Origin of the sequence: Arthrobacter sp. ov407 (assembly GCF_900102895.1) — a bacterium.
In the GTDB taxonomy this organism is placed as follows: Bacteria; Actinomycetota; Actinomycetes; order Actinomycetales; family Micrococcaceae; genus Arthrobacter.
The window spans coordinates 136,475-162,544 of sequence record NZ_FNGD01000001.1; the positions used below are offsets into that span (position 1 = coordinate 136,475).

General features: G+C 68.1%; 21 protein-coding genes. 14 read left to right on the forward strand and 7 right to left on the reverse strand.

Annotated elements, in window-relative coordinates:
- Nucleotides 1–2: 2 nt before the first annotated feature.
- Nucleotides 3–1,562 carry a dihydrolipoamide acetyltransferase family protein gene (locus tag BLS42_RS00640; protein WP_090574893.1) on the forward strand — a complete coding sequence of 520 codons (1,560 nt, stop codon included), beginning with the start codon at nucleotides 3–5 and terminating at the stop codon, nucleotides 1,560–1,562.
- A gap of 41 nt (nucleotides 1,563–1,603) precedes the next feature.
- Here the strand turns inward: BLS42_RS00640 and BLS42_RS00645 are convergent, their stop codons facing one another.
- On the reverse strand, nucleotides 1,604–2,233 hold the full coding sequence (locus BLS42_RS00645) for a TMEM175 family protein (RefSeq protein WP_090574896.1): 630 nt from the start codon (nucleotides 2,231–2,233) through the stop codon (nucleotides 1,604–1,606).
- A gap of 219 nt (nucleotides 2,234–2,452) precedes the next feature.
- Between BLS42_RS00645 and BLS42_RS00650 the strand changes: the two genes are divergently transcribed.
- The 4 genes from BLS42_RS00650 to BLS42_RS00665 all read left to right on the forward strand — a co-directional run bounded on the left by BLS42_RS00650 (nucleotide 2,453) and on the right by BLS42_RS00665 (nucleotide 6,694).
- Nucleotides 2,453–3,268 carry an MBL fold metallo-hydrolase gene (locus BLS42_RS00650; protein ID WP_090574899.1) on the forward strand — a complete coding sequence of 272 codons (816 nt, stop codon included), beginning with the start codon at nucleotides 2,453–2,455 and terminating at the stop codon, nucleotides 3,266–3,268.
- Nucleotides 3,269–3,385: 117 nt separating this feature from the next.
- Entirely contained in the window at nucleotides 3,386–4,672 is a 1,287-nt protein-coding gene (locus tag BLS42_RS00655; RefSeq protein WP_090574902.1) for a MinD/ParA family ATP-binding protein, read from the forward strand.
- Between the two features lie 30 nt (nucleotides 4,673–4,702).
- Nucleotides 4,703–5,440 carry a GAF and ANTAR domain-containing protein gene (locus tag BLS42_RS00660; RefSeq protein ID WP_090574905.1) on the forward strand — a complete coding sequence of 246 codons (738 nt, stop codon included), beginning with the start codon at nucleotides 4,703–4,705 and terminating at the stop codon, nucleotides 5,438–5,440.
- Nucleotides 5,441–5,479: 39 nt separating this feature from the next.
- On the forward strand, nucleotides 5,480–6,694 hold the full coding sequence (locus tag BLS42_RS00665) for an MFS transporter (RefSeq protein ID WP_090574909.1): 1,215 nt from the start codon (nucleotides 5,480–5,482) through the stop codon (nucleotides 6,692–6,694).
- A gap of 172 nt (nucleotides 6,695–6,866) precedes the next feature.
- Here the strand turns inward: BLS42_RS00665 and BLS42_RS00670 are convergent, their stop codons facing one another.
- Nucleotides 6,867–7,892, reverse strand: a complete 1,026-nt coding sequence (locus BLS42_RS00670; protein ID WP_090574912.1) for a phosphatase PAP2 family protein — start codon at nucleotides 7,890–7,892, stop codon at nucleotides 6,867–6,869.
- A 313-nt stretch (nucleotides 7,893–8,205) separates the two neighbouring features.
- Between BLS42_RS00670 and BLS42_RS00675 the strand changes: the two genes are divergently transcribed.
- The 5 genes from BLS42_RS00675 to BLS42_RS00695 all read left to right on the forward strand — a co-directional run bounded on the left by BLS42_RS00675 (nucleotide 8,206) and on the right by BLS42_RS00695 (nucleotide 16,393).
- Nucleotides 8,206–9,255, forward strand: coding sequence for an o-succinylbenzoate synthase (locus tag BLS42_RS00675; RefSeq protein ID WP_090574916.1), 1,050 nt, complete (start codon nucleotides 8,206–8,208; stop codon nucleotides 9,253–9,255).
- 92 nt (nucleotides 9,256–9,347) lie between these two features.
- Complete coding sequence (locus BLS42_RS00680) at nucleotides 9,348–11,444, forward strand: PhoX family protein (protein ID WP_090574920.1); 2,097 nt, start codon at nucleotides 9,348–9,350, stop codon at nucleotides 11,442–11,444.
- 238 nt (nucleotides 11,445–11,682) lie between these two features.
- Complete coding sequence (gene argS, locus BLS42_RS00685) at nucleotides 11,683–13,491, forward strand: arginine--tRNA ligase (protein WP_218122061.1); 1,809 nt, start codon at nucleotides 11,683–11,685, stop codon at nucleotides 13,489–13,491.
- Entirely contained in the window at nucleotides 13,488–15,221 is a 1,734-nt protein-coding gene (menD, locus tag BLS42_RS00690) for a 2-succinyl-5-enolpyruvyl-6-hydroxy-3-cyclohexene-1-carboxylic-acid synthase (RefSeq protein WP_090574926.1), read from the forward strand. Before argS ends, menD begins: the two co-directional genes overlap by 4 nt.
- 212 nt (nucleotides 15,222–15,433) lie before the next feature.
- A complete protein-coding gene (locus tag BLS42_RS00695; protein WP_090574931.1) occupies nucleotides 15,434–16,393 on the forward strand; it encodes a hypothetical protein in 960 nt (319 codons plus the stop codon).
- A gap of 97 nt (nucleotides 16,394–16,490) precedes the next feature.
- Here BLS42_RS00695 and BLS42_RS00700 read toward each other — a convergent pair whose 3' ends face one another.
- From BLS42_RS00700 to BLS42_RS00715, 4 genes are all read right to left on the reverse strand, one after another.
- The gene (locus BLS42_RS00700) at nucleotides 16,491–17,267 is read right to left on the reverse strand and encodes an amino acid ABC transporter ATP-binding protein (RefSeq protein ID WP_090574934.1); all 777 of its coding nucleotides are present in this window, start codon (nucleotides 17,265–17,267) and stop codon (nucleotides 16,491–16,493) included.
- Nucleotides 17,264–18,235 (reverse strand): amino acid ABC transporter permease, encoded by a 972-nt coding sequence (locus BLS42_RS00705; RefSeq protein ID WP_090574937.1) that lies wholly within the window; start codon nucleotides 18,233–18,235, stop codon nucleotides 17,264–17,266. The genes BLS42_RS00700 and BLS42_RS00705 overlap by 4 nt, the downstream gene beginning before the upstream one ends.
- A 35-nt stretch (nucleotides 18,236–18,270) precedes the next feature.
- Nucleotides 18,271–19,224, reverse strand: coding sequence for an ABC transporter substrate-binding protein (locus BLS42_RS00710; protein WP_090574940.1), 954 nt, complete (start codon nucleotides 19,222–19,224; stop codon nucleotides 18,271–18,273).
- A 206-nt stretch (nucleotides 19,225–19,430) separates the two neighbouring features.
- Complete coding sequence (locus BLS42_RS00715; protein WP_090574943.1) at nucleotides 19,431–20,816, reverse strand: isochorismate synthase; 1,386 nt, start codon at nucleotides 20,814–20,816, stop codon at nucleotides 19,431–19,433.
- Nucleotides 20,817–20,968: 152 nt separating this feature from the next.
- Between BLS42_RS00715 and BLS42_RS00720 the strand changes: the two genes are divergently transcribed.
- From BLS42_RS00720 to BLS42_RS00735, 4 genes are all read left to right on the forward strand, one after another.
- Complete coding sequence (locus tag BLS42_RS00720; RefSeq protein WP_090574946.1) at nucleotides 20,969–21,763, forward strand: demethylmenaquinone methyltransferase; 795 nt, start codon at nucleotides 20,969–20,971, stop codon at nucleotides 21,761–21,763.
- A gap of 12 nt (nucleotides 21,764–21,775) precedes the next feature.
- Complete coding sequence (locus BLS42_RS00725; RefSeq protein WP_090574949.1) at nucleotides 21,776–23,137, forward strand: geranylgeranyl reductase family protein; 1,362 nt, start codon at nucleotides 21,776–21,778, stop codon at nucleotides 23,135–23,137.
- Nucleotides 23,134–24,234 carry a polyprenyl synthetase family protein gene (locus tag BLS42_RS00730; protein WP_090574952.1) on the forward strand — a complete coding sequence of 367 codons (1,101 nt, stop codon included), beginning with the start codon at nucleotides 23,134–23,136 and terminating at the stop codon, nucleotides 24,232–24,234. Before BLS42_RS00725 ends, BLS42_RS00730 begins: the two co-directional genes overlap by 4 nt.
- Nucleotides 24,235–24,667: 433 nt before the next feature.
- On the forward strand, nucleotides 24,668–25,489 hold the full coding sequence (locus BLS42_RS00735) for a type IV toxin-antitoxin system AbiEi family antitoxin domain-containing protein (protein WP_090574954.1): 822 nt from the start codon (nucleotides 24,668–24,670) through the stop codon (nucleotides 25,487–25,489).
- A gap of 150 nt (nucleotides 25,490–25,639) precedes the next feature.
- Here BLS42_RS00735 and BLS42_RS00740 read toward each other — a convergent pair whose 3' ends face one another.
- Nucleotides 25,640–26,068 carry a hypothetical protein gene (locus BLS42_RS00740; protein WP_090574957.1) on the reverse strand — a complete coding sequence of 143 codons (429 nt, stop codon included), beginning with the start codon at nucleotides 26,066–26,068 and terminating at the stop codon, nucleotides 25,640–25,642.
- Between the last annotated feature and the right edge of the window lie 2 nt (nucleotides 26,069–26,070).

A 26,070-nucleotide genomic window follows, 5' to 3' on the forward strand; every position in this document is an offset into this window, starting at 1 on the left:
CCATGAGCGAACCGAAAGTATTCCTCCTGCCGGACCTGGGCGAAGGCCTCACCGAAGCCGAGCTCGTGAACTGGCTCGTGGCCGTGGGCGACGAGATCCGCGTGGACCAGCCGATCGCCGAGGTGGAAACCGCCAAGTCCATGGTTGAGGTGCCCTCCCCGTACGCCGGCACGGTGGCCGTGCTGCACGGCGAGCCCGGCCAGACGCTCGACGTCGGCAAGCCGCTGATCTCGGTGATGCCGGTGGGTTCCGTTGGTGGCGCCGGCACGGATGATGCCGCCCCCCGTGGCGCCGCCACAGGCGATGCCGCCCCCGCCCCTTCGCCGGACGGCATTGCTGCAAGCAGCATGCCGTCCGGCTCCGGAAGGCCCGATGCCACTCCCGGGGCGGCATCGCCTGCGTCGGCTGAGTCTGCGGGTTCCTCTCCGGCTGCTGTTGCGGCTGAGGTTTACCGCGAGGAGGAGAAGGCTGGGTCCGGGAATGTCTTGATTGGTTATGGGACGCCGGGCGGGCATGGGGTTGCCCGGCGTAGCCGGGCTCCTAAGCGGGCCGCAATGGCTGAGTCTGGCAGCGGGGTTTCTGCGGCCGAGAAGGCTGCCGATGACCTGACGCTGCTGCGGACCCGGGTGCCGGGGAAGCTGGGGGCGGTTATTTCTCCGCTGGTTCGCCGGATGGCGCGCGATCATGGGGTTGATTTGGGGGAACTCCAAGGGTCGGGGGCCAGCGGGCTCATCATGCGGCGCGATGTCGAAGCCGTCATCAAGCCGTCACCGGTGGCTGAGCGCCCGGCGGTGGAGCCGGCCGCGCCCGCCTCGGCGTCCGGCACCGACGCTCGCACCGGGCTGGGCATTTCCGGACGCACAGCGGTCCGTGGAGTGCGCAAGGCGGTCGCGGCGAACATGACGCGCAGCCGGTCCGAGATTCCGGAAGCAACGGTGTGGGTCGATGTGGACGCCACGGCGCTCGTGGAGATGCGTGCCGCGCTGAAGAAGGCGGACCCGCACAACACGCCGGGCCTGCTGGCTTTCATTGCCCGGTTCGTTACCGCGGGGCTGAAGAAGTTCCCGGAGCTGAACACCCGGATCGTGACCACGGAGGATGCCGCCGGCGGCGCCATGCAGGAGATTGTGGCCTTCGACGGCGTCAACCTCGGTTTCGCGGCGCAGACCGACCGCGGACTGATGGTGCCGTCGGTGCGCAACGCGGACAAGCTCAGCGCCCGCGAACTGGACGCCGAGATCCGCCGGCTCACCGCCGTCGTACGCGAAGGCAAGGCGACCCCGGCGGAGCTGGGCAGCGGCACCTTCACGCTGAACAACTACGGTGTGTTCGGGGTTGACGGTTCCGCAGCGATCATCAACCACCCCGAAGTGGGGATTTTGGGTGTCGGGCGGATCATCGACAAGCCCTGGGTGGTCAACGGCGAGCTCGCGGTCCGCAAGGTCACCGAGCTGACCCTCACGTTCGACCACCGGGTGTGCGACGGCGGCACGGCCGGCGGCTTCCTGCGCTACGTCGCCGACGCGATCGAGAACCCGGGGTCGGCGCTCGCGGACATGTGAGCACCGCCCGGTGATTTCCGGGTGAGGGCGGGGCCGCACGGTCAGTTCTGTGCGGTTCCCGCCCTCTTCTCTGTCTGTGCGGAGAGCCACCGCGCCAGCCACGACGCCGGCAGGAGCAGCAGCCACAAAAACGGCGTGTAGGCGTTGAGGACGAACGCCGCCGGAATCGAGAACAGGAACACCAGCGCCACGGCCATGCGCGCGTAAAAGATGCGGCGGTGGACGTGGGCGGCCATCTCGCGGTCCATGAGCCCGGCGTGCTTCGCGTAGTCCCAGATGATCGCCAGCATCAGATAGACCGCGGCAATGTTGGCGGCGTACAAGACGCTCGGCCACGGAGTGGGGTCGTCCCCGTAGTCGCTGAGGATCGACGTCGGAGCGGGCAGCATGGCAATGAAGAACAACAGGGCCAGATTCAGCCAGGCCAGCTTCGCATTGAAGCGGCGGATGAGGGCGAAGTCGGAGTGGTGGGACATCCACGTCTCGGCGATGATGACGAAGGACAGGGCGTACGCCAGCAACTGCGGCCAGGCCGCAACCAAGGCGCTGTCCAGCTGCTCCGCGGGGATGCCCTCGGGCAGTTTCAGGTCCAGGGCCAGGAGGGTCAGGGCGATGGCGAAGACGGCATCGCTGAAGAACACCATCCGCTCCACGGAAGTGCCGGCATTCAACGGGAGCCACCCCCAATCGTTCGGTAGAGCAGCTGGCTCATCGACGGAAGTAGCCCACAGGCTACACCGCGGCGCGGTCCAAGACGAGGGGCGTCCGGGCACCCCGCCGCAGGTGCGGGACGGGCATGCCCTCCGGGAAATACCAGCCGACACGGGTAGAATCGAGGCCTGTAGAGCGCACCAACAACGCCGGAAAAGCGTCGGAAATACGGAGATTCAATGTCACGATGGCTCGAGGTCGGTCCGGACAACTACGTACTGACAACTCAAGGTTCCCTGCTCAACACGGGTTTGGTGGTCGGCACCGAGCGCGCCATGGTGATTGACACCGGCGGCGGCCCCCGCCAGGGCCGTGAGATCCTGGCCGCGGTGCGGGAAAAGACCGGGCTGCCACTGGTTGTCGTCAACACGCACGCCCACTACGACCACTTCTTCGGCAATGCCGTCTTCGCCGACGACGGCGTCACGGAGTTCTGGGCGCACGAGAACTGCGCGGCGGAAATCGAGGAGAACGGCGACGAGCAGCGCCGGTTCGTGGCCTCGGCGGAACCGGAAATGGCGGCCGGGCAGGGTTCCGACGCCGAGCTGGTGGTTCCGAATGCCATCGTGAAGGAGCAGCCCATCCTCGTGGATCTTGGCGGGCAGGCCGCCACCTTGTTCTATCTGGGCCGCGGCCACACCGACGGCGACCTCCTGGTCGGCACGGCGAGCACACTCTTCGCCGGCGACCTCGTCGAACAAGGTTCCCACCCGTCCTTCGAGGACTCATTCCCGGAAGACTGGGCCGACGCCCTCAGGCACCTCTCCGCGCTGCGGCACCGCTACGAATTCTTGATTCCCGGCCACGGCGAACCGTGCTCGGACGAGTTCGTCAAGACCATGGCCAACACCATGACCACCGCGGTCCGGCAGGCAATGCAGGCCACCCGGGAAACCCCGGACGACGCAACCAAGGCCATCCCGATCCTGCCGTACGGCCCCGAGCAGTCGCGCTGGTTCATCAAGCGCCTGCAGGACACGCGAGCCCACCGCTAGGGCAGTGATATTGGCAGTAATGGTAAGTGTGCTCATTACTGCCCCTAGACTTGTTCCTTGAACGATGTCAATCGAGCACTGCAGCGGTCTGCGCTGTGATCCCTGGGGGGAATGAACATGCCAGAACCGGTCGAATACAAGACCGCCAACGCCCTCGCTGAAGCTGAAGCAGCTGCAGAGCAGGCCCAACTCCCACGTCGGAGAGACCGCCGCCGCGGCGACGACTCCGACGCCTGGACAGGAACCATGCCGATTATTTCCAGCAACCAGGCCGAACAGCGCCCGAGCGCCCCCAGCAGTTCCTGGGCGGAGGCCGCCGCTGCTGCCGACGCGCCCGCGCGGCCGCAGCCTGCAAGACCGTCCAAAGATCCTGTGCTGAGGCCGCCTGCCCCCGAGGCCTCGCCTGCCGTGCCCGCCCAGCCCACCCGTTCCACGCGTTCGGCCAGCAAGGCGGCGGCCCTGGCTGACGCCCCGGTGCCCGACTTCATCAGTTCCCCGGGTCTTTTTGTCCGCGAGCAGAAGCCCCGGCCCGTCGGCGGTTTCCGCGGGGCGCTCTACAACCTGACAGGCGGCGGGCTGAACCTGGGCCCGAGTGCCAGGCAGCGTGAGGAAGACGAGCTGGCCAGGCGCATCTCCCGCCAGCTCCAGGGCAGCTACAACACGGCCGTCCTGAGCCTGAAGGGCGGCATCGGCAAGACCTCCACCACGGTTGGCGTCGGACTGACCCTGGCCGAGTTCCGGGGCGATCCCCCCTGCGCGATCGACGCCAACCCCGATTCCGGCGACCTCGTCGAACGCGCCCTCGGGGAGGGCATCTACCAGCAGCAGAGCCCGCGCACCATCACGGATCTGCTCAAGAACATCGAGTCGATCGATTCGCTCACAGCCCTGGCCCGCTACATGCACCATGCCGGCAGGCTGCACCTCATTGCCGGTGAACAGGACCCCGAGGTGTCGGATTCGCTGACGGCCGAGGAATACCTGCGGATCCGCAAGCTCATCTCGGCCTACTACTCCGTCGCGCTGATCGACTGCGGCACGGGCGTGACGCACAATGCCATGAGCGGCATCCTGCAGTCGGCGGACAACCTCATCATCGCGGCCGGCTACGCGGTCAGCGGCGCCAAACGGGCCCGCAGCACGCTGCACTGGCTGGCCAGCCACGGCTACGAAGACCTGGCCCGCAACGCCGTCGTGGTCATCACCGATAAAGACGAGGTGTCCACCCGGGTGGACAAGGACGCCATCGAGGAACACCTGTCCGGCATCTGCCGCCAGCTGATCGCGGTTCCGCACGACCGCGGAGTGGCCGACGGCGACCTCGTCACCCTTGACGTGCTCCGCCCCGAAACGCGGCGCGCCTACCGGGAGATTGCCGCGGCGATCGTCGACGGGTACGTTTAGGCCCGCCCGGCCTCCGCGGTACATTTGAGCATGGCCAACAACTTCGTCGGGGACGACGCCGCACGGCACCTCCAGGAACTTCTCCTGGGGACCGACAATGTCGAGGACTTCCTGGGCCGACTCGCGGAGTTCTCGGCCACGATGCTGAGCCGCACGACTGGCGCCGAGATTGAGTGCGGCGTTACGCTGCAGCGCCGGAAGCGGACCATGACTGTCGCGGGCAGCAGCCCGCGGGCGGTCACCCTGGACCGGATTGAGCAGAGCCTCCGTGAAGGCCCCTGTATCGAGGCGCTGCGGACCAAGTCCGTGGTCCTGCTGGCGGATGTCGACACCGATCCCCGCTGGCCCGACTACCAGCGGCAGCTTGCCGCCAATGGGTGCCGCAGTACGCTGGGCGTTCCGCTGGAAATCGGCGAAGACGCCGCCGCGGCCCTGAACTTCTTCGGGGCCGACACCGGGCTGTTCACCGAGGACATCATCGCGGAGGCGGCCGGATTCGCCGATCTCGCCGGCCGTGCCCTCCGGCTGGCGGTGCGACTCGGAACGTTTCAGTCCCGGGCCGAAGATCTGCAGGCTGCCTTGGAAAACCGCACGTCCATCGACCTCGCGTGCGGCGTGATTATGGCCCAGAACCGCTGCTCCCAAGACGCGGCCATGGCCATCCTCACCAAGGTATCCAGCAACCGAAACCAAAAGCTTCGGGACGTCGCCGCCGACCTGCTCCGGAACCTCACCAGCGCAGACGTCCGGACCCACTTCGACGCCTAAGGGCGGGGATGGTCGCGGCGGATGCCTAGGATGAAGGGGATGACCACCACACGCCTCGCCCCCTTCAGCCTCCGCAGCATTGCCGTTCCCGCGTTCGGGCCGGCCCTTATGTTCAGCCTGGGCGAGGGCGCGATCCTTCCCGTGGTTGCCCTGTCCGCCCGCGATCTTGGCGCCTCGGTGGCAGGGGCTGCGCTGATTGTCACGCTGATTGGCCTCGGATCCTGGTTCTTCAACCTGCCGGCGTCACTGATCACGCTGAAATTTGGGGAGCGCTGGGCCATCGTGGGGGCCGCGGCCGCCAGCGCTGTTGCCCTCGCCGCGGCGGCGGTCGCTCCGCTGGTTCCCGGCGGTCTCTGGGTGCTGGCGGCGGCGATGGTGGTTGTCGGCATGGCCGCCAGCGTTTTCAGCCTGGCGCGGCAGAAATACCTGACCGAGGCCGTGCCGGTCGTGCTCCGGGCGCGGGCCCTGTCCACGCTGGGCGGCGTCAACCGGATCGGGATTTTCATCGGCCCGTTCGTCGGCGCCGCCGTGATGCAGTTTGCCGGGATCAGCGGGGCCTACTGGGCCGGCGTCGTGGCCATGGCCGCCGCTGCTGCCGTGTCCGTCACCATCCCCGACCTCGAGGCGAAGCCGCTTCCGGCCGACGGCGTTCCGCCGCAGCAGCCCACCCTGCGCAGCATCGCGGTGTCCCACGCCGGCGTCTTCCTGAGCGTGGGCGCCGGGGTCCTGCTGCTGAGCGCGCTGCGTGCCTCGCGCCAGGCGGTCATCCCGCTGTGGGCCGATCATCTGGGCCTGGACCCCACCCAGGCCTCCCTGATCTACGGGATCTCCGGGGCGATCGACATGCTGGTGTTCTATCCGGCAGGAAAGCTGATGGACCGCAAGGGCCGCCAATGGGTGGCCGTGCCGTCCACGTTCATCATGGGGACGGCCATGCTGCTGATTCCGCTCAGCACGGGCTTCGTCTCGCTCATGCTGGCGGCGCTCCTGATCGGCTTCGGCAACGGGATCAGCTCCGGCCTGAACATGACGCTCGGGGCGGACTTCTCGCCGGACAACGGCCGCGGCCAGTTCCTGGGCATCTGGCGCTTCATGGCCGACGCCGGCGCCACCGGCGGTCCCGTACTGCTCTCAGCCGTCACCGCCGTCGTGTCCCTGGGCGCCGGCGTGGCTGCGACCGGTGTGATCGGCTTCGCCGCCGCCGCTGTGTTCGCCGTGACCATACCGCGCCTCAAGCACCGCCGGAACTACTGAACCCAACGGCTCCAGCTCCGGGCGGGTCCGTGCGGGGGGACTTTGGGCTGTCTTCCGCCGGCGACCCCGAGTTTCGCCGGCGTGTCCGTGTCAAAGTGCCCCCGTTCCGCGCGCCCGGGTCAGTTCCGAGATGGGGGAGCGCCGGCGACGAGGTGAATCGCGGGCTGCGCCGCTACCTGTCCCACCGTCGTGCGTGCGGCTGCCGGGCGGCCAAGCCGAACAACCACACGCCGGCCACTGTGGCGAGGTAGCCCGCAATGATGATCAGCGCTGTGCCGGCCCAGAAGTAGCTGATGGTGCTGATCTCCTGCCCGGTCGGGCCGATGCTCAGCAAGGCGTAGGCCGCCACCCCGGCCGCGGCAAGGCCGGTGAGGGCGGGAAGCGCCAGCCACACCCTGGCTGAGGCCCAGTGCCCGCCGTAGCCATTCCAGACGTTCCAGCGCGGGCCGCGGCGGATGATCAGCCAGCCGGCCGGGATCATGAAGGCGCCGACCACCAGGAACGCTGCCACGACGTCGGCGGGCCGGTGCCACTGGTTGATCAGGGTGGATACGCCCGTGGCGACGGCGAAGCTGCCGCCCAGATAGCCGGCCAGTGGCCGCCAGCGCGGCGAGACCATCAGGAATACGGCGGCGGCGGCCGAGGCCGCCATGGTGGTGTGGCCCGAGGGCAGCGAATTCAGCTCCAGCGTCTCGACGCCGCGGTACGGCCGGACGGGGAGCAGGTCCTTCAGGATCTGTGTGGCCAGGTTGGCGCCCACGCACGCCGCCATCGCGATCCCGGCCGCAGACCAGCGGCGCCGCAGGATGGTCACGAAGACCACCACGATCGACGCGATCACCACAGAGAGCGTCGGCAGCCAGTCCAGCAACTTGGTGGCGGCCTTGCCCGCGGTACCGCTGAGCTCCACCGCTTCCACGAGGGCTGATTCGTCGATGAACTGTCCCGTGGTGGTGCGGACAAAGAAGAAGTAGGTGGCGGCCAGCGCAGCGACGCAGGCAACCGTGGCCAGCGCGAACAAGGCGGCCGTGGCCTTGCCGGGGGACCACTGCGCCTGCGGATCCGGTGTTCTGCGGGCTCGGGTCCTGCGCTCCAGAGTTTCGGGCGGCCGGGCGGTGAGGACCTGTGTTTCCGGGGCCTCTGTTTCGTAGACCGGGGCAGAGGGGTCCCAAGGGGTGCGCTGCTGCCGAAAAGTCATGCCATTAAGAGTCCCACAGAACCCTGCGCACCAGCTGAAGGCCCGGCGCGGCGGGGGAGTAGTGCCCGCTAAAAAACGGGTACTCACTACTCGTGCCCCGCCGGATCCGGATCCATAAAGTCAACTGTGCCGGCGCGGCTTGCCCCCGGCAACGCTCCTTGAGCGGGGCCGGCGGAGACGAGTTTCCTGGTCCAGGAACTCAACCCCAGTCGACGCCGGCCCAATTAAGGACCTTTCCCACTTTCCCAGTGCGGCATCCCGGGACAGCTTCCCAAGACAAATTCCCGAGACAGTTTCCCAGTACAGTGGCACCATGCCCGCCCTCCCCCTGGACCCCCCGACACGTCCTGCCGCGCCCCTGCCCGGCCTCGACGAACTCCTGGCCGGCGCCCACGTTGTGAGCCTGCCGATGCGCGTGAAATTCCGGGGCATCCTGCAGCGCGAGGTCTTGCTCCTGGGCGGACCGGCGGGCTGGGGCGAGTTCTCTCCCTTCCCCGAGTACGACGACGCCGAGGCCTCCCGCTGGCTTACGGCAGCGATCGAGGCCGGCTGGGCCGGGTTCCCTGCGCCGTTGCGGGACAGCATCCCAGTAAACGCCACGGTCCCTGCCGTGCCGGCGCACCAGGTGCCCGAGATCCTGGCCCGTTTCGGCCGGGTGGACGCGGTCAAAGTCAAGGTCGCTGAACGCGGCCAGAACCTCGACGACGACGCCGCCCGCGTGGCGGCCGTCCGCGAGGCGCTGCCGGACGCCGCGATCCGAGTGGACGCCAACGGCGGCTGGAACGTGCCGGAGGCCGTCACGGCACTCAGGCGGCTCGCCGCCGTCGGGCTCGAATATGCCGAACAGCCCGTGCCGGAGATCGCGGGCCTCGCCGAGGTCCGGCGGCAGCTCCGGGCCGGCGGCGTCCCCGTGCTGATCGCCGCCGATGAGAGCGTGCGCAAGGAGGACGACCCCCTCAAAGTGGCCCGCGCCGGCGCCGCCGACCTGATCGTGGTCAAGGTTGCCCCGCTCGGGGGAGTGCGGCGCGCCCTGCAGATCGTGGCGCAGGCCGGGCTGCCCGCCGTCGTGAGTTCGGCGCTGGACACGTCGGTGGGAATCCGGGCCGGCCTGGCCCTCGCCGCCGCCCTGCCCGAGTTGCCGTACGCCTGCGGCCTGGGGACGGTGTCCCTGCTCGCCGCCGATGTCACGCAGGATTCCCTCGTGCCCGACGACGGCGCGATCACCCTGCGCGACGTCCACCCGGCACCGGAACTGCTCGACGCACACGCCGCCTCGCCGGAACGCCGGGACTGGTGGCTGGACCGGCTGCGGCGCGTGCACGCGGTGCTGGCAGCGGCCACTCCTGCAACACCAGCCCCGTGAGTTCATCTCGACTTCACCTGGGAGAAGTCTCTCGGTAGATCGCGGCTGGAAGGGTGGGCGCGACCGCAACTCACCCCATGGAAGGTCTCTCCATGTCTGTCTCCTCCGGACGCAAATTTTCCCTGCTCCCCATGCTTGGCCACACCAAAGGCAAGCGAAGCCCCGTCACCTGCGCGCTGAAGTGCGACAGCGCCTGCTCGGGCGAGGTTTGCAACACCAGCTCCAACAGCTACTTCCGTGACATCGCCTCCGCCACGATGTCCCGCCGCGCCGCCCTGGGCTTCGGCGCCGCCGGCGCGCTCGCCGTCGTCCTCGGCAACGCGGTGACGTCCGCCGGCACGGCAGTGGCCGACGGCGGCCCGGGCCTCGCCTCCGCCGCCAAGGATGGCTTCGGAAAATCCAAGCTGCAGTTCACCGCCATCGCACCCGTCGACGCCAGCGTGGACAAGCTGACCGTTCCGGCCGGGTTCACCTGGCAGCCGGTCATCCGCTGGGGCGACCCGCTCTTCAAGGACTCGCCGGCCTTCGACCTCGATCACCAGAGCGCCGCGGCGCAGGCCCGCCAGTTCGGTTACAACAACGACTACACGGACATCCTGCCGATCTCTGGCTCCAAGGACCGCCGTGCGGTGCTCTTCACCAACCACGAATACACCAATGAGTCCATCATGCTGCCGGCCGGATTCGACGCCGCCGAGGCCCGCGCGATCGGCCGTGCAGCCCACGGCCTCACGGTGGTCGAGTTGGAGCGCACGAACACGAACAAGCCCTGGAGCTACGTCCGGGGCGCCGGACTGAACCGCCGCTTCCTGACCGACACCACCTACGAGCTCGACGGTCCCGCCGCCGGATCCGCGCTCCTGAAAACCGCCGCCGATCCCTCCGGCCGGTCCATCAAGGGCACCCTGGGCAACTGCTCCGGCGGCACCACCCCGTGGGGCACCATCCTGTCCGGCGAGGAAAACTTCAACGGCTATTTCGCCGCGCCAGGAACCTCTGACGCCGACAAGCGCTACGGCCTGACCAGCAAGCCCACCGCCCGCCAGTGGGAACTGGATGACCCGCGCTTCGACACCCGCAACCCCGGGTACCAGAACGAGGCCAACCGCTTCGGCTGGATCGTGGAAGTGGACCCGTTCGATCCCTCCTCTACGCCCCGCAAACACTCCGCGATGGGCCGCTTCAAGCATGAGGGCGCCAACGTGATCGTCGCCAAGTCCGGCCACGTGGTGGCCTACATGGGCGACGACGAGCGCTTCGACTACCTGTACAAGTTCGTCTCCGCCGGCACATACCGGCCCGGCACTACGGCGGCGGACCGCAAGAACAACCTCACGCTGCTCTCGGAGGGTGACCTGTACGTCGCCAAGTTCACGGGCAACTCCCCGGCCGCCGGGTTCGACGGCGCGGGCAAGCTTCCGGCCGACGGAGCCTTCGACGGCGCAGGTGTTTGGCTGCCCCTCGTGGTGGGCGGACAGTCCAAGGTGGCCGGGATGTCCGTGGAAGAGGTGCTCGTGTACACCCGCCTCGCCGCCGACAAGGTGGGCCCCACCAAGATGGACCGCTGCGAAGACGTCCAGCCCAGCCTGCACACCGGCAAGGTCTATGTGGTCTGCACGAACAACGCGGACCGCGGCAAGCCCGGCAAGGAAGGGGCCACCGAGGTCAACCCCCGCACGCTCAACCGCGACGGCCACATCGTCGAAATCACCGAGACCGGGGACCAAACTTCAACCACGTTTGGCTGGAATCTGCTGATGGTCTGCGGCGACCCGGCCAAGAACTCCGCCGCCTACTTCGCCGGGTTCCCCGCCAGCCAGGTCTCACCCATCTCCTGCCCGGACAACGTGGCTTTCGATTCCGTGGGCAACCTGTGGATCTCCACCGACGGCGCGCCCTCCAGCATCGGCTACGCCGACGGGCTCTTCAAGGTGACCCTGGACGGTGCCGAACGCGGCAAGGTGGAGCAGTTCCTCGCCGTCCCGCGCGACGCCGAGACCTGCGGCCCGGTCATCCACGACGACGAACGCACCGTCTTCGTGGCCGTCCAGCACCCCGGCGAGGAAGGCACGTTCGCAGAACAGCACTCCTACTTCCCGGACTATGTCGCCGCCGGCGCGACGCCGAAGCCCGGCCAGGTGCGCGCCCCGCGTCCGTCCGTGGTCCAGGTGTTCCGCACCGACGCCTAGCCTCCCCCTCCCGACGCTCCCTCACGTTTGGCAGGTTTCCTTCCAACGCTCCCTCACGTTTGGCAGGTTTTCTTCCAACGCTCCCTCACTTCCGTTATTTTGGGGGCGGGACGTGAGGGAGCGTCGGGTTTTTGGGGGCGGGACGTGAGGGAGCGTCGGGTTTTTGGGGGCGGGACGTGAGGGAGCGTCGGGGGAGGTGCCGAACTGATAATTTGGGACTGTGAATAATCCGGCCGAATTGGTTGTCCCCAGAGTCCAGGCTGCAATTGCCACCGCGTTCGGCGAAGAGTTCCGGCAGACGGACCCGGTGGTCAGGCCCTCCCAGTTCGCCGACATCCAGATCAACGCCGCCATGGCCCTGGCCAAGAAAGCCGGCCTGCCGCCGCGCGACGCCGCGGCAAAGATCGTGGACGCCCTGAACCTGGACGGCATCTGCACCAGCGTGGAAATCTCCGGACCCGGCTTCATCAACCTGAGCTTTGACGGCACGTGGATCGAGGAACTGCTCAATGCAGAGTCGGTTCAAGCCGCGTCCAAGGCCACCGCGGTCACGCCGGCCGCGACGCCCCAGCGCGTCGTCGTCGACTATTCCTCCCCGAACGTCGCCAAGGAAATGCACGTCGGCCACCTGCGCACCACCGTGGTGGGGGACAGCCTCGTCAAGGTGCTCGAAGCCCTCGGCGACACCGTGATCCGGCAGAACCACATCGGTGACTGGGGCACCCCGTTCGGCATGCTGATCGAACACTGGCTGGAGATCGGCGAGGACTCCCCGGACGCGGCGTTGCTGGTGGAGGACCCCAGCGCGTTCTACCAGGCCGCCCGGGCCAAGTTCGATGCCTCCGCCACCGACGAGGACGGCTTCGCCACCCGGGCCCGGCTCCGCGTCGTTGCCCTGCAGGGCGGCGACGCCGAGACCTTTGCCGTCTGGCAGCGGCTCGTCGCCCAGTCCAAGCGCTACTTCAACGCCATCTACTCCACGCTGGGCATCAGCCTCACCGATGACCACATCGCCGGCGAAAGCTCTTACGACGCCCATCTGGCACAGCTGTGCCAGGAACTCGAGGAACGCGGCCTCGCCCGGATCAGCGACGGCGCCCTGTGCACGTTCCCCGCCGGCTTTGCCGGCCGCGACGGGCAGCCGCTGCCGCTGATCATCCGCAAGTCCGACGGCGGCTACGGCTACGGCACCACGGACCTGGCCACCATCCGCTACCGGGTCCGCGACCTCGAGGCCAACCGGATCCTCTACGTTGTCGGCGCCCCGCAGAACGTCCACCTGCGCATGGTCATGGCGACCGCCCGGGACGCCGGCTGGCTTCCGGACACGGTCCAGGCCGTACATGTGCAGATCGGCAACGTGCTCGGCGAAGACGGGAAGATCCTCAAGTCCCGCTCCGGCGCCCCGGTGAAGCTCATGGCCCTGCTCGAGGAGGCCGTGGACCGCGCCCGCGCCGTCATTGACGCCAGCCGGCCCGAGCTCAGCGAGGAGGAGCGCGCCGTAGCCGCCCGCCAGGTGGGCATCGGCGCCGTCAAGTACGCCGACCTCTCCACCGGCCACGACACCGAGTACGTCTTCGACTTCGACCGCATGCTCGCCCTCAGCGGCAACACCGGCCCCTACGTGCAGTACGCTGCCGCCAGGATCCGCTCCATCCTGCGCAAAGCCGGGGTGCTGGAGCAGGTCACCGGCGGCCCCGACGGCGGCACGCAGGCCGGCGCCCACGCAACTGGCATCGCGGCAGCCGGGGTGGGCGGGCCCGCCACGGCGATCGCCGTCGTCGAACCCGCAGAACGCGCGCTGGCCCTGCACCTGCTGGAGTTCGACGCGACGCTGAACAAGGTGCGGGAGGCGCTCGAGCCGCACCGGCTCTGCGGCTACCTCTTTGAGCTCGCGCAGCTTTTCACGACCTTCTACGACCAGTGCCCGGTGCTCAAGGCCGAGGAATCAGTCCGGGACTCGCGGCTGGCCCTCTGCGCGCTGGCGCTCCGCCGCCTGTCCGGCGGCCTGGAACTGCTGGGCATCGAAACGCCGGAGAACATGTGAGTCCGGCGGATTCCGCTGCAGCCCCCTCCACCCCCGGCGGCCTTACCGCGGTGGAGGCGGCGCGCATCGCCGTCGACACGTTGCTCGCCGCCGGTGTGCGCCAGGTGGTGGTGTCCCCGGGTTCGCGCTCGGCGCCCATGGCCTACGCCCTGGCCGAGGCCGAGGCCGCCGGACGCGTGGAGCTGCTGGTTCGGATCGACGAGCGGTCGGCCGGCTTCACGGCCCTCGGCCTCGCCTTGTCCGCCGGAGCCCCCGCCGCAGTCCTCACCACGTCCGGGACCGCCGTCGGCAACCTCCTGCCGGCCGTCATGGAGGCCAACCACGCCGCGGTGCCGCTCGTGGTCATCTCCGCCGACCGGCCCGAGGAACTGCGGGGGACCGGCGCCAACCAGACCACGGTGCAGCTGGACCTCTTTGGCGAGCACGTCCGCTTCGCTGTCGACGTGCCCGCGGGCAGCGATCCGCGGCGCGCTGTGGACACGGCGCTCAGCGCGGCCACCGGAGCCTTCGAGGACGCCCCTCCCGGGCCGGTGCAGCTTAACTTTGCCTTCCGTGACCCGCTGGTTCCGGCCGTGGGCGACGGTCTGCCCGCAGCGGCCGGACGCGGGCTGTACCGGGCCGTCCGGAATCCCCTGGCATTGGACTTTCCGGCCGCGTCAACCGCACTGCCGGAGCGGCGCACCGTGGTGCTGGCCGGGCACGACGCCGGTCCGGTCGCCGAGGCCTTCGCCCGCGCGCACGGCCTGCCACTGCTGGCCGAGCCGTCCTCCAACGCCCGCTTCGGCCCTAACGCCGTGGGGCCCTACCGGCTGCTGCTTGACCACTTCGGCGCGGACTCGGCACAACCGATTGAACGTGTGGTCCTCTTCGGCCGGCCGACGCTCTCCCGGCCCGTGAGCGCGCTGCTGGAGCGGGCCGATGTCCCCTCGGCCCTGTACCAGCCCGTCCCGGTGGCCTGGTATGAACCCGGCCGCCGCACCGAACTGCCGCTGGAAACCCTGGCGGACCTGGCGGAGTTCGCCGGCCGCGGGGCTGCCGCCTGGCTTGATGCCTGGCTGCTGGCAGGAGCCGCCGCGCAGCACGCCGTGGACCTGATTCTGGCCGCGTCCCCCGCAGCGACCGGCCCGTCCGTCGGCGCCGAGGTCTGGAAGCATGCCAGCGGGCAGTTGGTACTGGGCTCGTCGAACGGGATCCGCGACGTCGACCTCGCCGCGGCGCCGCCCGCGGAACCGCAGGCCACCATGTTCGCCAACCGCGGTCTGGCCGGGATCGACGGCACCACGTCCACCGCCACCGGGATCGCGCTGGGCGGGGGCCAGGAAACCACCGTGCTCATGGGGGACGTGACGTTCCTGCACGACGCCGGTGGTCTCCTGCTCGGCGCCGGGGAGACCGAACCCCAGCTGCGGATCGTGGTGCTCAACGACGCCGGCGGTGCCATCTTCGGGCTCCTGGAGCACGGCGCAGTCGCCGCGGCGGGGCGTTACGGCGACGCCGTCGAACGCCTCTTCGCGACCCCGCAGCGGGTGGACCTCGCCGCGCTGGCCGCGGCCTACGGCGTCGCGCACCGCAGGGTCGGCACGACGGCGGAACTCGCCGAGGCGCTGGCCGGCCCGCTGGAGGGCCGCAGCATCATCGAAGTGCGCACGGACCGGCACCGGCTGGGGGAACTGCACCGCGCCATCCGGGCCGCGGTGGCCACGGCCGTGGAAGGCCTCCCGCAGACGTAGCTGCACTGCGCCGGGCTGTACTGCACTGAGTACGATGCGCTCCGTGCCCCGCGCTGCGCAAAATACCAGTCGATACCCGAATACCCATAGCGACGGGTAACTTGCGCGTCGCCGGACGGTTTGCGCGTCGCCGAACGGAATGTACGGCGGGTTGTCCACACCCGGGAAGTTGGTCATGGCGCCGCCGGTCCCCGGGCTGCGAGTTTCGTTCCATGAACGAATTACCGAGACTGATTCTGGCCCGCGAGCACGTCCAGCAGTGGCTCACTCCGCAAGAGCTCGCCAAACGCTGCAGGTCAGGCGCGCTCGTTCGCGTGCGTCACGGCGTCTACGTCGACGGGGAGGCATGGCGGGCGCTGCAGCCTTGGGAACAGTACCGGCTCCGGGTTGGCGCTGCGGCGGAGACGTTCACGGCACCGGCAGTTTTTGCCAGGCACTCCGCTGCGTCGGTGTGGGGAGTTCCAACCATTGGCCAGCGTCATCCGGTCCATGCGCTGACGCTTCAGAACGGTGGCGGACGCTCGCGTGCCGGAGTGCGGCGGCACTACGCAGACCCGGACGGTCTCAAGGTGTCCCGGCGAGAGGGCCTCCTGGTCACGGGGAGGGTGCGCACCGTGCTGGATCTCGCTGCTTTCACGCCGTTTGTCCAAGCTATTGTTCCTTTGGACCATGTGCTCAGGCCGGACGCAGCGCAGGGGTTGCCCGCGCTCTCTAAGGAAATGCTGCTGGCGGGTGTCGACGGCAATTACACCGCTGCGGCTGCGCGGCGGATCAGGGCTGCCGTGGAGTTCGGGGATCCGCGGTCCGGGTCCCCGGGGGAGTCTTACAGCCGCGGGCTCATGTGCGCAGCCGGATTCCAACCGCCGGAACTTCAGCACGAGGTCAGGGACGGCGATGGTCTGGTGGGCTATACGGACTACTACTGGAAGAGTGCACGGGTGGCCGGAGAGTTCGACGGCGTCGAGAAGTATCTGAAACCCGAATACCTTCGGGGCAGGACCGCATCGCAGGCCGTCGTCGACGAGAAAGAGCGCGAAAACCGGATCCGGGCCACGGGGGTCCAGGTACTGCGGTGGGTCTGGGCGGACCTCATGGAGCCGGGCCGGCTGGAACAGAAGCTGGCCGCGTTCGGTGTACCCCGCCGTCGAGCCCGTTCCGCAGCGTGGCCATGACAGGAAATCTGTCCCACGATGCGCAAATGCCCTGTCGCTACCGGAATAAAGGTAGCGACAGGGCATTTGCGCATCGACAGGAAACTTCCGCGGCGAACTACAGCACCCGGCTCAGGAACTCCTTGGTGCGGGGGTGCTGCGGGTTGGCCAGGACCTCCCGCGGGTCGCCCGACTCCACAACGACGCCGCCGTCCATGAAGGTCAGGCGGTCACCGACCTCCCGGGCAAAGCCGATCTCGTGGGTCACCACGATCATGGTCATGCCGGACTTGGCGAGGTCCTTCATCACGTTCAGGACATCGCCCACGAGCTCCGGGTCGAGCGCGGACGTGGGCTCATCGAACAGCATGAGCTCGGGGTCCATGGCCAGGGCCCGGGCGATCGCAACACGCTGCTGCTGGCCACCGGAGAGCTGGGACGGGTAGTGGCCGGCGCGGTCGCCGAGCCCCACCCGGTCCAGCAGCTCCAGGGCCCGTTTCCGCGCCACGGTCTTCGACTGGCCCTTGACCTGGACCGGGGCTTCCATGATGTTCTGCAGCGCCGTCTTGTGCGGGAACAGGTTGAAGCGCTGGAACACCATGCCGATCTCGCGGCGCTGGGCGGCGATTTCCTTGGACTTCAGGTCATGGAGCCTGCCCTTGACCTCGCGGTAGCCGATCAGGTCGCCGCCCACGGAAATACGTCCCGCGCTGATGGTCTCGAGCAGGTTCACGCAGCGGAGCATGGTGGACTTGCCGGAACCGGACGGGCCGATCACGACCGACACCTCGCCCTGGTTGACGGTCAGGTCGATCCCGCGCAGCACGTGGTGGTTACCGTAGTACTTGTGAAGGCCCTCGATCTGTACCAGCGGTTTCTCAGTGGTGATCGTCATTTCGCCTCCTCCTCGGGGAAGTCCATCTTCAGGTCCGGCTCGGCCTCGGCGCTGGGGGCCACGGCTGCGGACGCCTTGGCGGCGGCGGGGTTGATCGCTGCCGGAACCCGGTTGTCCACGCCCTTGCCGTAGTGCGCCTCAATGAAGTGCTGGCCCACCATCAGGATGCTGGTGATGACGAGGTACCAGAAAGCGGCAACAATCAGGAGCGGAATCGGAAGGTAAATGCGGTTGGCCAGGGCGTTCGTGGCGAAGGTCAGGTCAAGCGTGAACGGCACGGCCAGCACCAGCGACGTGGTCTTCAGCATGCCGATGGTTTCGTTCCCGGTCGGCGGCACGATCACGCGCATGGCCTGCGGCAGGATGATCCGCCACATGATCTTGGTCTTGCCCATGCCCAGGGCCTCGGCGGCTTCCATCTGGCCGCTGTCCACGGATTTGAGCCCGGCCCGGAAGATTTCCGCGAGGTATGCGGACTCGTTGAGGCCAAGTCCCAGGATCGCAGCCACCGTGGCGGTGACCACAGTGCTGGTGTCCATGCTGAACATCTCCGGACCGAACGGGACGCCGGCACTGATTTTGGGGTAAAGGACAGCGATCAGGCCCCAGAAGAGCAGCTGGGTGTAGACCGGGGTACCGCGGAAGAACCAGACCCAGGTCCAGCTGGACCAGCGGAACACCGGGTTGTCGGACTGCCGCATGAAGGCCAGGAGGATGGCCAGGATGATCGCCAGGACCATGGAGGCGAACGTCAGCACCAGGGTCCAGGCAACGCCTTGAACCACCTTGGTGTCGAGGATGTAGGTGCCGACGACGTCCCAGCGGAAGCGGGGGTTCGTGACCAGGCTCTGCACGAAGCCCACAAGGACGCCGATGATGATGATGGCGCTGACCCAGCGGCCGGGGTGACGCACCGGAACTGCATCGTTCAGTACCGGTGCTGCCTGGCTGTCCTGATGGCTGTCCATCTGTGCACCTGCTGTGGGGCCGGTTGTGGGAATACTCAAGGCGCGACCGTCGGGTTGACTTCGGACTTGGTGATGGCGCCATCAGCGGCACCCCAGCCCTCAAGGATCTTCTTGTAGGAGCCGTTTTCCATCAGTTTGGTGACGGTCTTCTGGATGACGTCCGCCAGGGCGGTATCGGACTTGGCGATGGCAATGCCCTGGGGTGCGGCGTCGTAGACCTCGCCGAGCTTTTCGAGCTGTCCGCCGGTCTGGGTCAGCGCGTAGCCGACGATGGGGGAGTCAGCCGCCATCGCATCAATGCTGCCGTTGACCAGACGGGTGGTGATATCCGTCTGGGTCTTGAGCGTCACGATGTCGATGGGCTTCTTGCCCTCGGCCACGCATTTCTTGTTGCGGCCGGAGAGGTCCGGGTCCTCCTGGATGGTGCCGGTCTGCACACCGACGGACTTGCCGCACAGGTCATCGAGGGAGACCTTCTTCGGGTTGCCCTTCTGCACTGCCCAGCCGGTGCCGGCCTGGTAGTAGCTGACCATGTTCACCGCGGCGAGCCGCTCCGGGTTGATCGTAAAGGAGGAGATCCCGAGATCGTACTTCGGGCCCAGGGCCGGAAGGATGCCGGTGAATTCGGCAGTCTGGACCTGGACCTTTAGGCCCAGCGCGGCGCCGATCGCCTTGGCGATGTCGACGTCGTAGCCCACGGCGGTCTGGCCGTCGGTGCCGAGGAATTCTGCGGGTGCGTAGGACGTATCCGAGCCCACGGTCAGCGTGCCTTTAGTCTTAACCGCCTCAGGCAACATGGCCGCCAGGGCATCGTCCTTCTGGACCGTGCTGGGGTCAAAGCTGGCCGCCGCGCTGCCGGAAGGGGTGGCCGCGCCGCCGGTTCCGGTCTCGGAGGCGTTCGTGCAGGCCGTGAGGGCCAATGCGCTCACGGCGAGGACCGTGGCGGCCTTGAGTGCGGGGTTGCTCAGGAGCGAACGGGAGATCTGCATTTTCTTACCTTTTGTTGCAGGAGGGATGCGTATTCAAGTCGATTTAAAAAGTGTATCGCCGACAGAGAGATGTACGTCACAGAAAACTTAGTTTCACTATTGGATAACTAAACCAGACCCGAATGCAATATCTCCAATGCCCGATCTGTCTGTAATCCCGGATTTCTGGTGATTCGCCAACCCCGCTGGCCTCCCCAGCGCCGCGGCTAACAGCTGATGCCGAGCGACTCCAGCATGGGGCGGAACTTCGCCCACGTCTCGGCGAGCTCGGTCTCGGGAACCGAGCCATCCACCACGCCGCAGCCCGCGTACAGCCGGACCGTCTGCGGGGATTCGATGACGGCGCCGCGCAGAGCGATGCCCCACTCGCCGTTGCCGGCCGCGTCGAGCCAGCCGACCGGCCCGGCGTACGGGCCGCGGTCCAGGTGCTCGAGCTTGCGGATGAGTGCCCCGGCCACGGTGGTGGGGGTGCCGCAGACGGCGGCGGTCGGATGCAGCGCGTTGATCAGGGCCAGGCACGTGGGGACGTGGCCTTCCACGTCGGCCAGTTCGGCCTTGACGTCCGATGCCAGATGCCACACATTGGGCAGTTCGAGGATGAAGGGCTCGCTGTGCGCGTTCATGGCCTCGGAAAACGGGGCCAGCTGCGTGGTCAGGGACTGGATCGCGATGTCATGTTCGTGCCGCTGCTTCTCGGAGCCGGCCAGCACCCGTTCGGCGAATTCCAGCGGGGACCCCGCCATGCCGTCGGCGTCGCGGCGGTCCAGGGTGCCGGCCAGGACGCGGGCCTGTGCGGTGCGGCCCTCCACCTGGATCAGCATCTCCGGCGTGGCCCCCACCAACCCGTCCACCCCGTACGTCCAGCATTCGCGATACCGGGCGGACAGTTCGCGCAGCACCTGCGCGGCATTGACGCCGGTGGGGACGGTGGCCACGACGTCGCGGGCCAGCACCAGCTTCTCCAGGGCTCCGGTCCTGATCTCCTCGACGCCCGCGGCAACAGCGGCCATCCAGTCTTCCTCGCTGAGCGAGCCCGTGTGCAGAGTTGCGCCTGCAGCCAACGGCAAAGGACGTACGACGGCGCCACCTGCCGGCGCGGTTCCCGGCGTCGGGTCGTCCAGCACAGCGCTTTCGGCACCGTCCGTAGCGCCGCTGGCGCTGGTGCTGCGAAGCCAGCGGTCCAGGGCGGCGCGGGCGCCCGCCTCGGTGAGTTCGCCGCCGTCAAGCGTGAGCTGGGTTAGCCAAGCCTGGCCGTCACGGAGCCCCACGACGATTTCGGGGACCAGCAGGCGGGACTCGTGGGCGGAAGCTTTGGAGAAGGCGAAGGACCCAAAAGCGACCGGGCCGGTGCCGGGGCAGTCCACCGCGTCCTCGATGTCCGCCTCCAGGACCAGATGGCGCCACCAGATGTCCGCCTCCAGGAACCGTTCGGGGCCGGTGGCGGTGAACCGGGCGATCTCGCCGAAGCCCACGAGCCCGGCCTCGCGGCGGGTCCAGCAGAGGACATCGTCCCGAACCAGAAACGACGGCACGCCCCCGGGGAATGTTTCGGCATCGAGGGGGACTGTCAAGGTGCGGAACGTGCTCGTCATGATGGCACAACACTAGCCCGTGATCGCCCGTGCCGTGGAGAAACGGGCTCCGCGGGGGCTGAACGGCGCGGCCGTGGCCGTTCCCGCAGGTGGAAGCCGCGCTGATTGGCGCCCCGTTCGTGGGGACGCCGATCATTTGAGACAATGTCAGGGTGAACCGAGCATCCTTGGATAAGCGTCCGGACGAAGTAGCCACGATGTTTGACGACGTCGCCCCCAAATACGACGTCGTCAACGATGTCCTGTCGATGGGGCAGACGCGGCGTTGGCGCAAGGTGGTGGTGGAGGCCGTGGGCGTCTCGGCCGGCCAGCGCGTCCTGGACCTCGCCGCCGGCACCGGCACCTCCAGCGAGCCGTATGCCGACGCCGGGATCAACGTCATTGCCTGCGATTTCTCCCTTGGCATGCTCAAGGTAGGCAAGCGCCGCCGCCCGGACATCGACTTCATCGCCGGGGATGCCACCCGCCTGCCGTTCGCGGACAACACTTTTGATGCCAGCACGATCTCCTTTGGCCTGCGCAACGTCAACGAGCCGAAGAAGGCCCTGGCCGAGATGCTGCGGGTCACCAAACCCGGCGGCCGGTTGGTCATCGCGGAATTCTCCCAGCCCGTGGTGCCGCTGTGGCGGACCATGTACACGGAATACCTCATGCGGGCCCTGCCGGCCATCGCCGTCAAGGTCTCCTCCAACCCCGACGCCTACGTCTACCTCGCCGAGTCCATCCGCGCCTGGCCGGACCAGGACCACCTCGCGGCCTGGCTGCAGGAGGCCGGCTGGGAATCCGTCACCTACCGCAACCTCAGCGGCGGCATCGTCGCCGTGCACCGGGCCCAGAAACCGCTGGCCGGCCCCTCGACTGGCCGCGCCGCGGGTGCGGCCGCGCTGGCAGCCCACACGGGACCCGTGGCCAAGCTGCGCCGCAACATCACCCGGCCCGGGCGTTAGCCGCTACGCGTCGTGAATGTACTGATCGTCGGAGCGGGCCCGGCCGGATCCACCGCCGCCTACTACCTTGCCAAAGCAGGCCTTGACGTCACGGTGCTGGAGAAAACCAGCTTTCCCCGCGAGAAGGTCTGTGGCGACGGCCTGACTCCCCGCGCGGTCCGCGAGATCCAGAAGCTGGGACTGGCGCATCCTGAAACCGAGGGCTGGCGGCGGAACAAGGGCCTGCGCCTGATCGCCGGCGGCCGCACGATCGAACTGCCCTGGCCGGAGGTTGCTGACTTCCCGCAGTACGGGCTGATCCGGACCCGGCTCGGCTTCGATGAACAGCTGGCCCGCCACGCCCAGTCCGCGGGCGCCGTCGTGCTGGAACGCCACAGCGTCACCGAGGCCCTGCGCTCCGAAGATGGCCGGGTGACCGGCGTCCGCGCCGCGCTGCTGGACAACTCGGGGCGCAAGACCGGCGAAACTCGCGACTTCACCGCCGACGTCGTCCTCGCGGCGGACGGCAACTCGACGCGTACCGCCGTCTCGCTGGGCATCGGCAAGCGCGACGACCGTCCGCTCGGCGTGGCCGTGCGGACCTACTTCACCTCGCCGCGGCACGAGGACGACTGGATGGAGGGCTGGCTGGAGCTTCCCGGCCGCGACGGCAAACTCCTGCCCGGCTACGGCTGGGTCTTTGGCGTCGGCGACGGGACCTCCAACGTGGGCCTGGGGATCCTGAACTCCTCGAAGGACTTCGGCAAGCTGGACTACAAGCAGGTGCTGCGCGAATGGACCGCCGGCATGCCCGCCGACTGGGGCTTCAGCCCGGACAACCAGGTGGGCGAGATCCGCGGCGCCGCGCTGCCCATGGGCTTCAACCGCACCCCGCACTACTCTCCGGGACTGCTGCTGCTCGGCGACGCCGGCGGCATGGTTTCCCCGTTTAACGGCGAGGGCATCTCCTACGCCATGGAGTCCGCCCGCTTTGCGGCCGAATTCATCATCGACGGCGCGGCCCGGTCCGCGTCGGCCGGCTGGAGCGCGGCCGACGCCGACGCGCACCTGGCCCGGTACGCCGACTACGTGCGGCAGCAGTGGGGCTCACACTTCACGCTGGGCCGGGCGTTCGCCGCCCTGATCGGCAAGCCGGCCGTCATGAAACTGGCCCTCCGGACCGGCATGCCTGTCCCCATGCTCATGCGTTTCGTGGTGCGGATGCTGGCCAACCTCACCGATCCTGCCGCCAAGGGCTTCGAGGACCGGGTCATCCGGGTCCTGGAATCCCTGGTCCCCGCCACATCCAATCAGGCCACGTCCACCAAGGCCAGTGTTCCGAACTCCGGCACCGACTCCGCGGTTTCCGCAACAAAAGTTAGGGTTAACCCGTGACCAAATCTGCAGACCAAAGCTGGACGCATGCCGGACACGGCCTGCCGGGCTCTGAACCCGACCTCAACACCACCGCGATCGCCACCGGCCTCCAACTGCCGGCAGGCTTCGCGGCCATTGCGGGCGACCCCGAGCTGGGTCCCGCGCTTACGACCAACCTGGCGCGCGTGGAGAAAAGGTTGCGCGAAGCCATTGCCAATTCCGATCCCCTGGCTGACGCAACGTCGCGTCACCTCGTGGAAGCCGGCGGCAAGCGCATCCGCCCGCTGCTGACCCTGCTGTGCGCCCACCTTGGCGACGCCTCCCTGCCCGCGGTGGTGCAGGCCGCCGTCGTCGTCGAACTGACGCACCTCGCCACCCTGTACCACGACGACGTCATGGACTCCGCGCCGTTCCGCCGTGGGGCGCCCACGGCCCACGAGGTCTGGGGCAACTCCGTCGCCGTCCTGACCGGCGACCTCATCTTTGCGCGCGCCTCCATCCTGGTCTCGGAGCTCGGCTCCCGTGCGCTGGGCATCCAGGCACGCACCTTTGAACGGCTCTGCCTGGGCCAGCTGCACGAGACCGTGGGGCCGCGGCCGGACGAGGACCCCCTGGCGCACTACCTGTCCGTCATCGCGGACAAGACGGGCTCGCTGGTGGCCGCGTCCGGACAGCTTGGCGCAATCTTCTCCGGCGCCGACCAGGCCTACGAGCCCATGCTGGTCGAGTACGGCGAGAAAGTCGGCGTGGCCTTCCAGCTCGCCGACGACGTGATCGACGTCACCGGGATCAAGGTCAAGTCCGGCAAGTCCCCTGGAACCGACCTGCGCGAAGGCATCCCCACCCTGCCGGTGCTGCTGCTGCGCAACGCCGCCCGCGACGGTGACCAGACCGCCGTCGAACTGCTGACGCTGATCGACGGTGACCTCAGCTCGGACGAGGCCCTGGCCGCCGCTGTGGCCGGACTCCGGGAACACCCCGTCACCGCACAGTCCTGGGTGGTGGCGCGCGCCTGGGCCGATGAGGCCATTGCCGCCCTTGCCCCGCTGCCCGAAGGCGTCGTGAAGGCCTCGCTGACCAGCTTCGCCCACGCGGTCGTGGACCGCAGCAGCTGATCCGGCCGGCCATCCCGGTTGACCGGCCTGGCCCGCTTGATCGGCCTGGCTCCGGTCGGGCGCGTCCGATTCGCTCCATCCGGCTTGTCTGTTCTTAAACGGAATGGCCCCGGTTCCTCACAACGTCCGAGTCTTCCGTTGTGTCGAACCGGGGCCATTTCTCCGTTCGCATCAGATCCACCGGAGGCATTTGGTGAACCCAAGAAAGAGCCTATGACAGAAATGTCACACTGTCCAGAGATTTTGTAAATTGTTTGTCACGGGATTTCGTAGCTGCCGTGGCGGAATCTCCCCACCTCTGGATCGGGGAGCGCTAGAACGGTGGCGGCACGCCGTGCGGCGGCGCCAAACCCGGGGAGAATCGGCGCCGAAAGTTTCCACATAAGCGCCAACACGGCTGTTGGATCATCCGGTCCGGGGCTGTGCTGGGTTCATGGACCTCACTGGTTACCTCAAGTACGCCGGCTCGGTGGCCCGGACCGGGACGCTGTTGCAGGCTGGCTTCTCTGAGCGGAGCATCAGGAATGCGGTCGCGGCAGGGGAAATTCGTCGCCTCCGCCATGGGGTGGTGGCGCTGCCCGGGGCGCGGGCGGACTTCGTGGCTGCCGTGCTCGCGAATGGAACGCTCTGCTGCGCCTCGGCCGCGCCGTTCCATGGCATTTGGCGCCTGCACGAGCCCGAACGGCTGCATCTGCTGTGCGCACACGGCTCAGCGCCCGGAGTGGTCATCCATCGCGGAAGCCTGGTCCCGGCGGGAACTCCGCAGCCCGTGGCCAGCCTGACGGACACCCTGCTCCATGCGTTGCGCTGCCTGCCCGCGGTCGATGCCGCCGTCATGGTGGAAAGTGCCTTGCTGCAGGGCCGCACCACCCTCGATTACCTCAGGCAGCGGCTGCCGGGAAACCGGAACGGGGCCGCCCGCGCAGTCCTGGACCTGGTCGACGGCACGGCGGACTCGGCGGTCGAGGTCGTTGCCAGGCTGCTCTTTCAGAGCCAGGGAATCTACATCCAGACGCAGGTGAACCTGCCGGGGATCGGGATTGTCGACTTCCTGCTTGAAGGATTCCTGATCGTGGAGATCGACGGGAGCACCCATCTTGAGCCGGCGCAGGTCAAGAAGGACCGGGGGCGGAACAACGCCAGCACGCTGACGGGCTACGCCGTGCTCCGGTACGGGTATCACGACGTCGTCTACAACCCGCAGAAGGTCGTCGATGAGGTGTGGCAGGTGCTACGCGGCCGAGTCATCCGCTGAATTTCCCCAGGTTTGAACTTCCGACGCCGCAGAATACCCGCGGTTCGGCCGGACACTCCGGTGAGGGACGCCAAACACGGGGAGAATCGGCGGCGGCGGAGGAAGCCGGACCCCCGTGCCCCGGCTGAGTCCAGGGGAGGCCGCGGAAGCCTAGTCCTCGTCCTCGTCGTTGAAGGCCCACTCGAACATGTCGAAGACGAATTCGGAGAAGGTCCCTTCCTCGCTCTTCCACTGGCCGCGGGCGTTGTTCCGGCGGTACACGATGGGATCCGGGATGCTGAGGTCCCCCACGCGGAAGCCCCAGGTGAACTGCTCCTCCTCGTCCTCGAGGAACATGAGGAAACCCTCGTCATCGACCTCGAGCTCTTCGGGGTCCCAGAAGTAGTGGTAGGCCTCCATGATGTCCTCGCAGCCGCCGACGGCCAGGTAGAACTCGCGCAGGACCATCGGGACTTGGAACTGGTGTTCGGCCAGGGCGGCGTCGAGCTCGCCCGCCGGGAGGCCATCTTCTTCCTGCCATTCGTCTTCGAGATACTTCGGGACAAGCGCGCGGAATTTCTCGAGGAACATGTCAGTCATGG

Excerpts from the sequence above, each read along its gene's own strand:
- BLS42_RS00710 (WP_090574940.1), bottom strand. The coding sequence starts at position 19,224 with ATGCAGATCTCCCGTTCGCTCCTGAGCAACCCCGCACTCAAGGCCGCC.
- BLS42_RS00680 (WP_090574920.1), top strand. The coding sequence starts at position 9,348 with ATGTCTGTCTCCTCCGGACGCAAATTTTCCCTGCTCCCCATGCTTGGC.
- BLS42_RS00650 (WP_090574899.1), top strand. The coding sequence starts at position 2,453 with ATGTCACGATGGCTCGAGGTCGGTCCGGACAACTACGTACTGACAACT.
- BLS42_RS00700 (WP_090574934.1), bottom strand. The coding sequence starts at position 17,267 with ATGACGATCACCACTGAGAAACCGCTGGTACAGATCGAGGGCCTTCAC.
- BLS42_RS00670 (WP_090574912.1), bottom strand. The coding sequence starts at position 7,892 with ATGACTTTTCGGCAGCAGCGCACCCCTTGGGACCCCTCTGCCCCGGTC.
- BLS42_RS00640 (WP_090574893.1), top strand. The coding sequence starts at position 3 with ATGAGCGAACCGAAAGTATTCCTCCTGCCGGACCTGGGCGAAGGCCTC.
- BLS42_RS00705 (WP_090574937.1), bottom strand. The coding sequence starts at position 18,235 with ATGGACAGCCATCAGGACAGCCAGGCAGCACCGGTACTGAACGATGCA.
- BLS42_RS00665 (WP_090574909.1), top strand. The coding sequence starts at position 5,480 with ATGACCACCACACGCCTCGCCCCCTTCAGCCTCCGCAGCATTGCCGTT.
- BLS42_RS00740 (WP_090574957.1), bottom strand. The coding sequence starts at position 26,068 with ATGACTGACATGTTCCTCGAGAAATTCCGCGCGCTTGTCCCGAAGTAT.
- BLS42_RS00735 (WP_090574954.1), top strand. The coding sequence starts at position 24,668 with ATGGACCTCACTGGTTACCTCAAGTACGCCGGCTCGGTGGCCCGGACC.
- BLS42_RS00715 (WP_090574943.1), bottom strand. The coding sequence starts at position 20,816 with ATGACGAGCACGTTCCGCACCTTGACAGTCCCCCTCGATGCCGAAACA.
- BLS42_RS00695 (WP_090574931.1), top strand. The coding sequence starts at position 15,434 with ATGAACGAATTACCGAGACTGATTCTGGCCCGCGAGCACGTCCAGCAG.
- BLS42_RS00655 (WP_090574902.1), top strand. The coding sequence starts at position 3,386 with ATGCCAGAACCGGTCGAATACAAGACCGCCAACGCCCTCGCTGAAGCT.
- BLS42_RS00675 (WP_090574916.1), top strand. The coding sequence starts at position 8,206 with ATGCCCGCCCTCCCCCTGGACCCCCCGACACGTCCTGCCGCGCCCCTG.
- BLS42_RS00660 (WP_090574905.1), top strand. The coding sequence starts at position 4,703 with ATGGCCAACAACTTCGTCGGGGACGACGCCGCACGGCACCTCCAGGAA.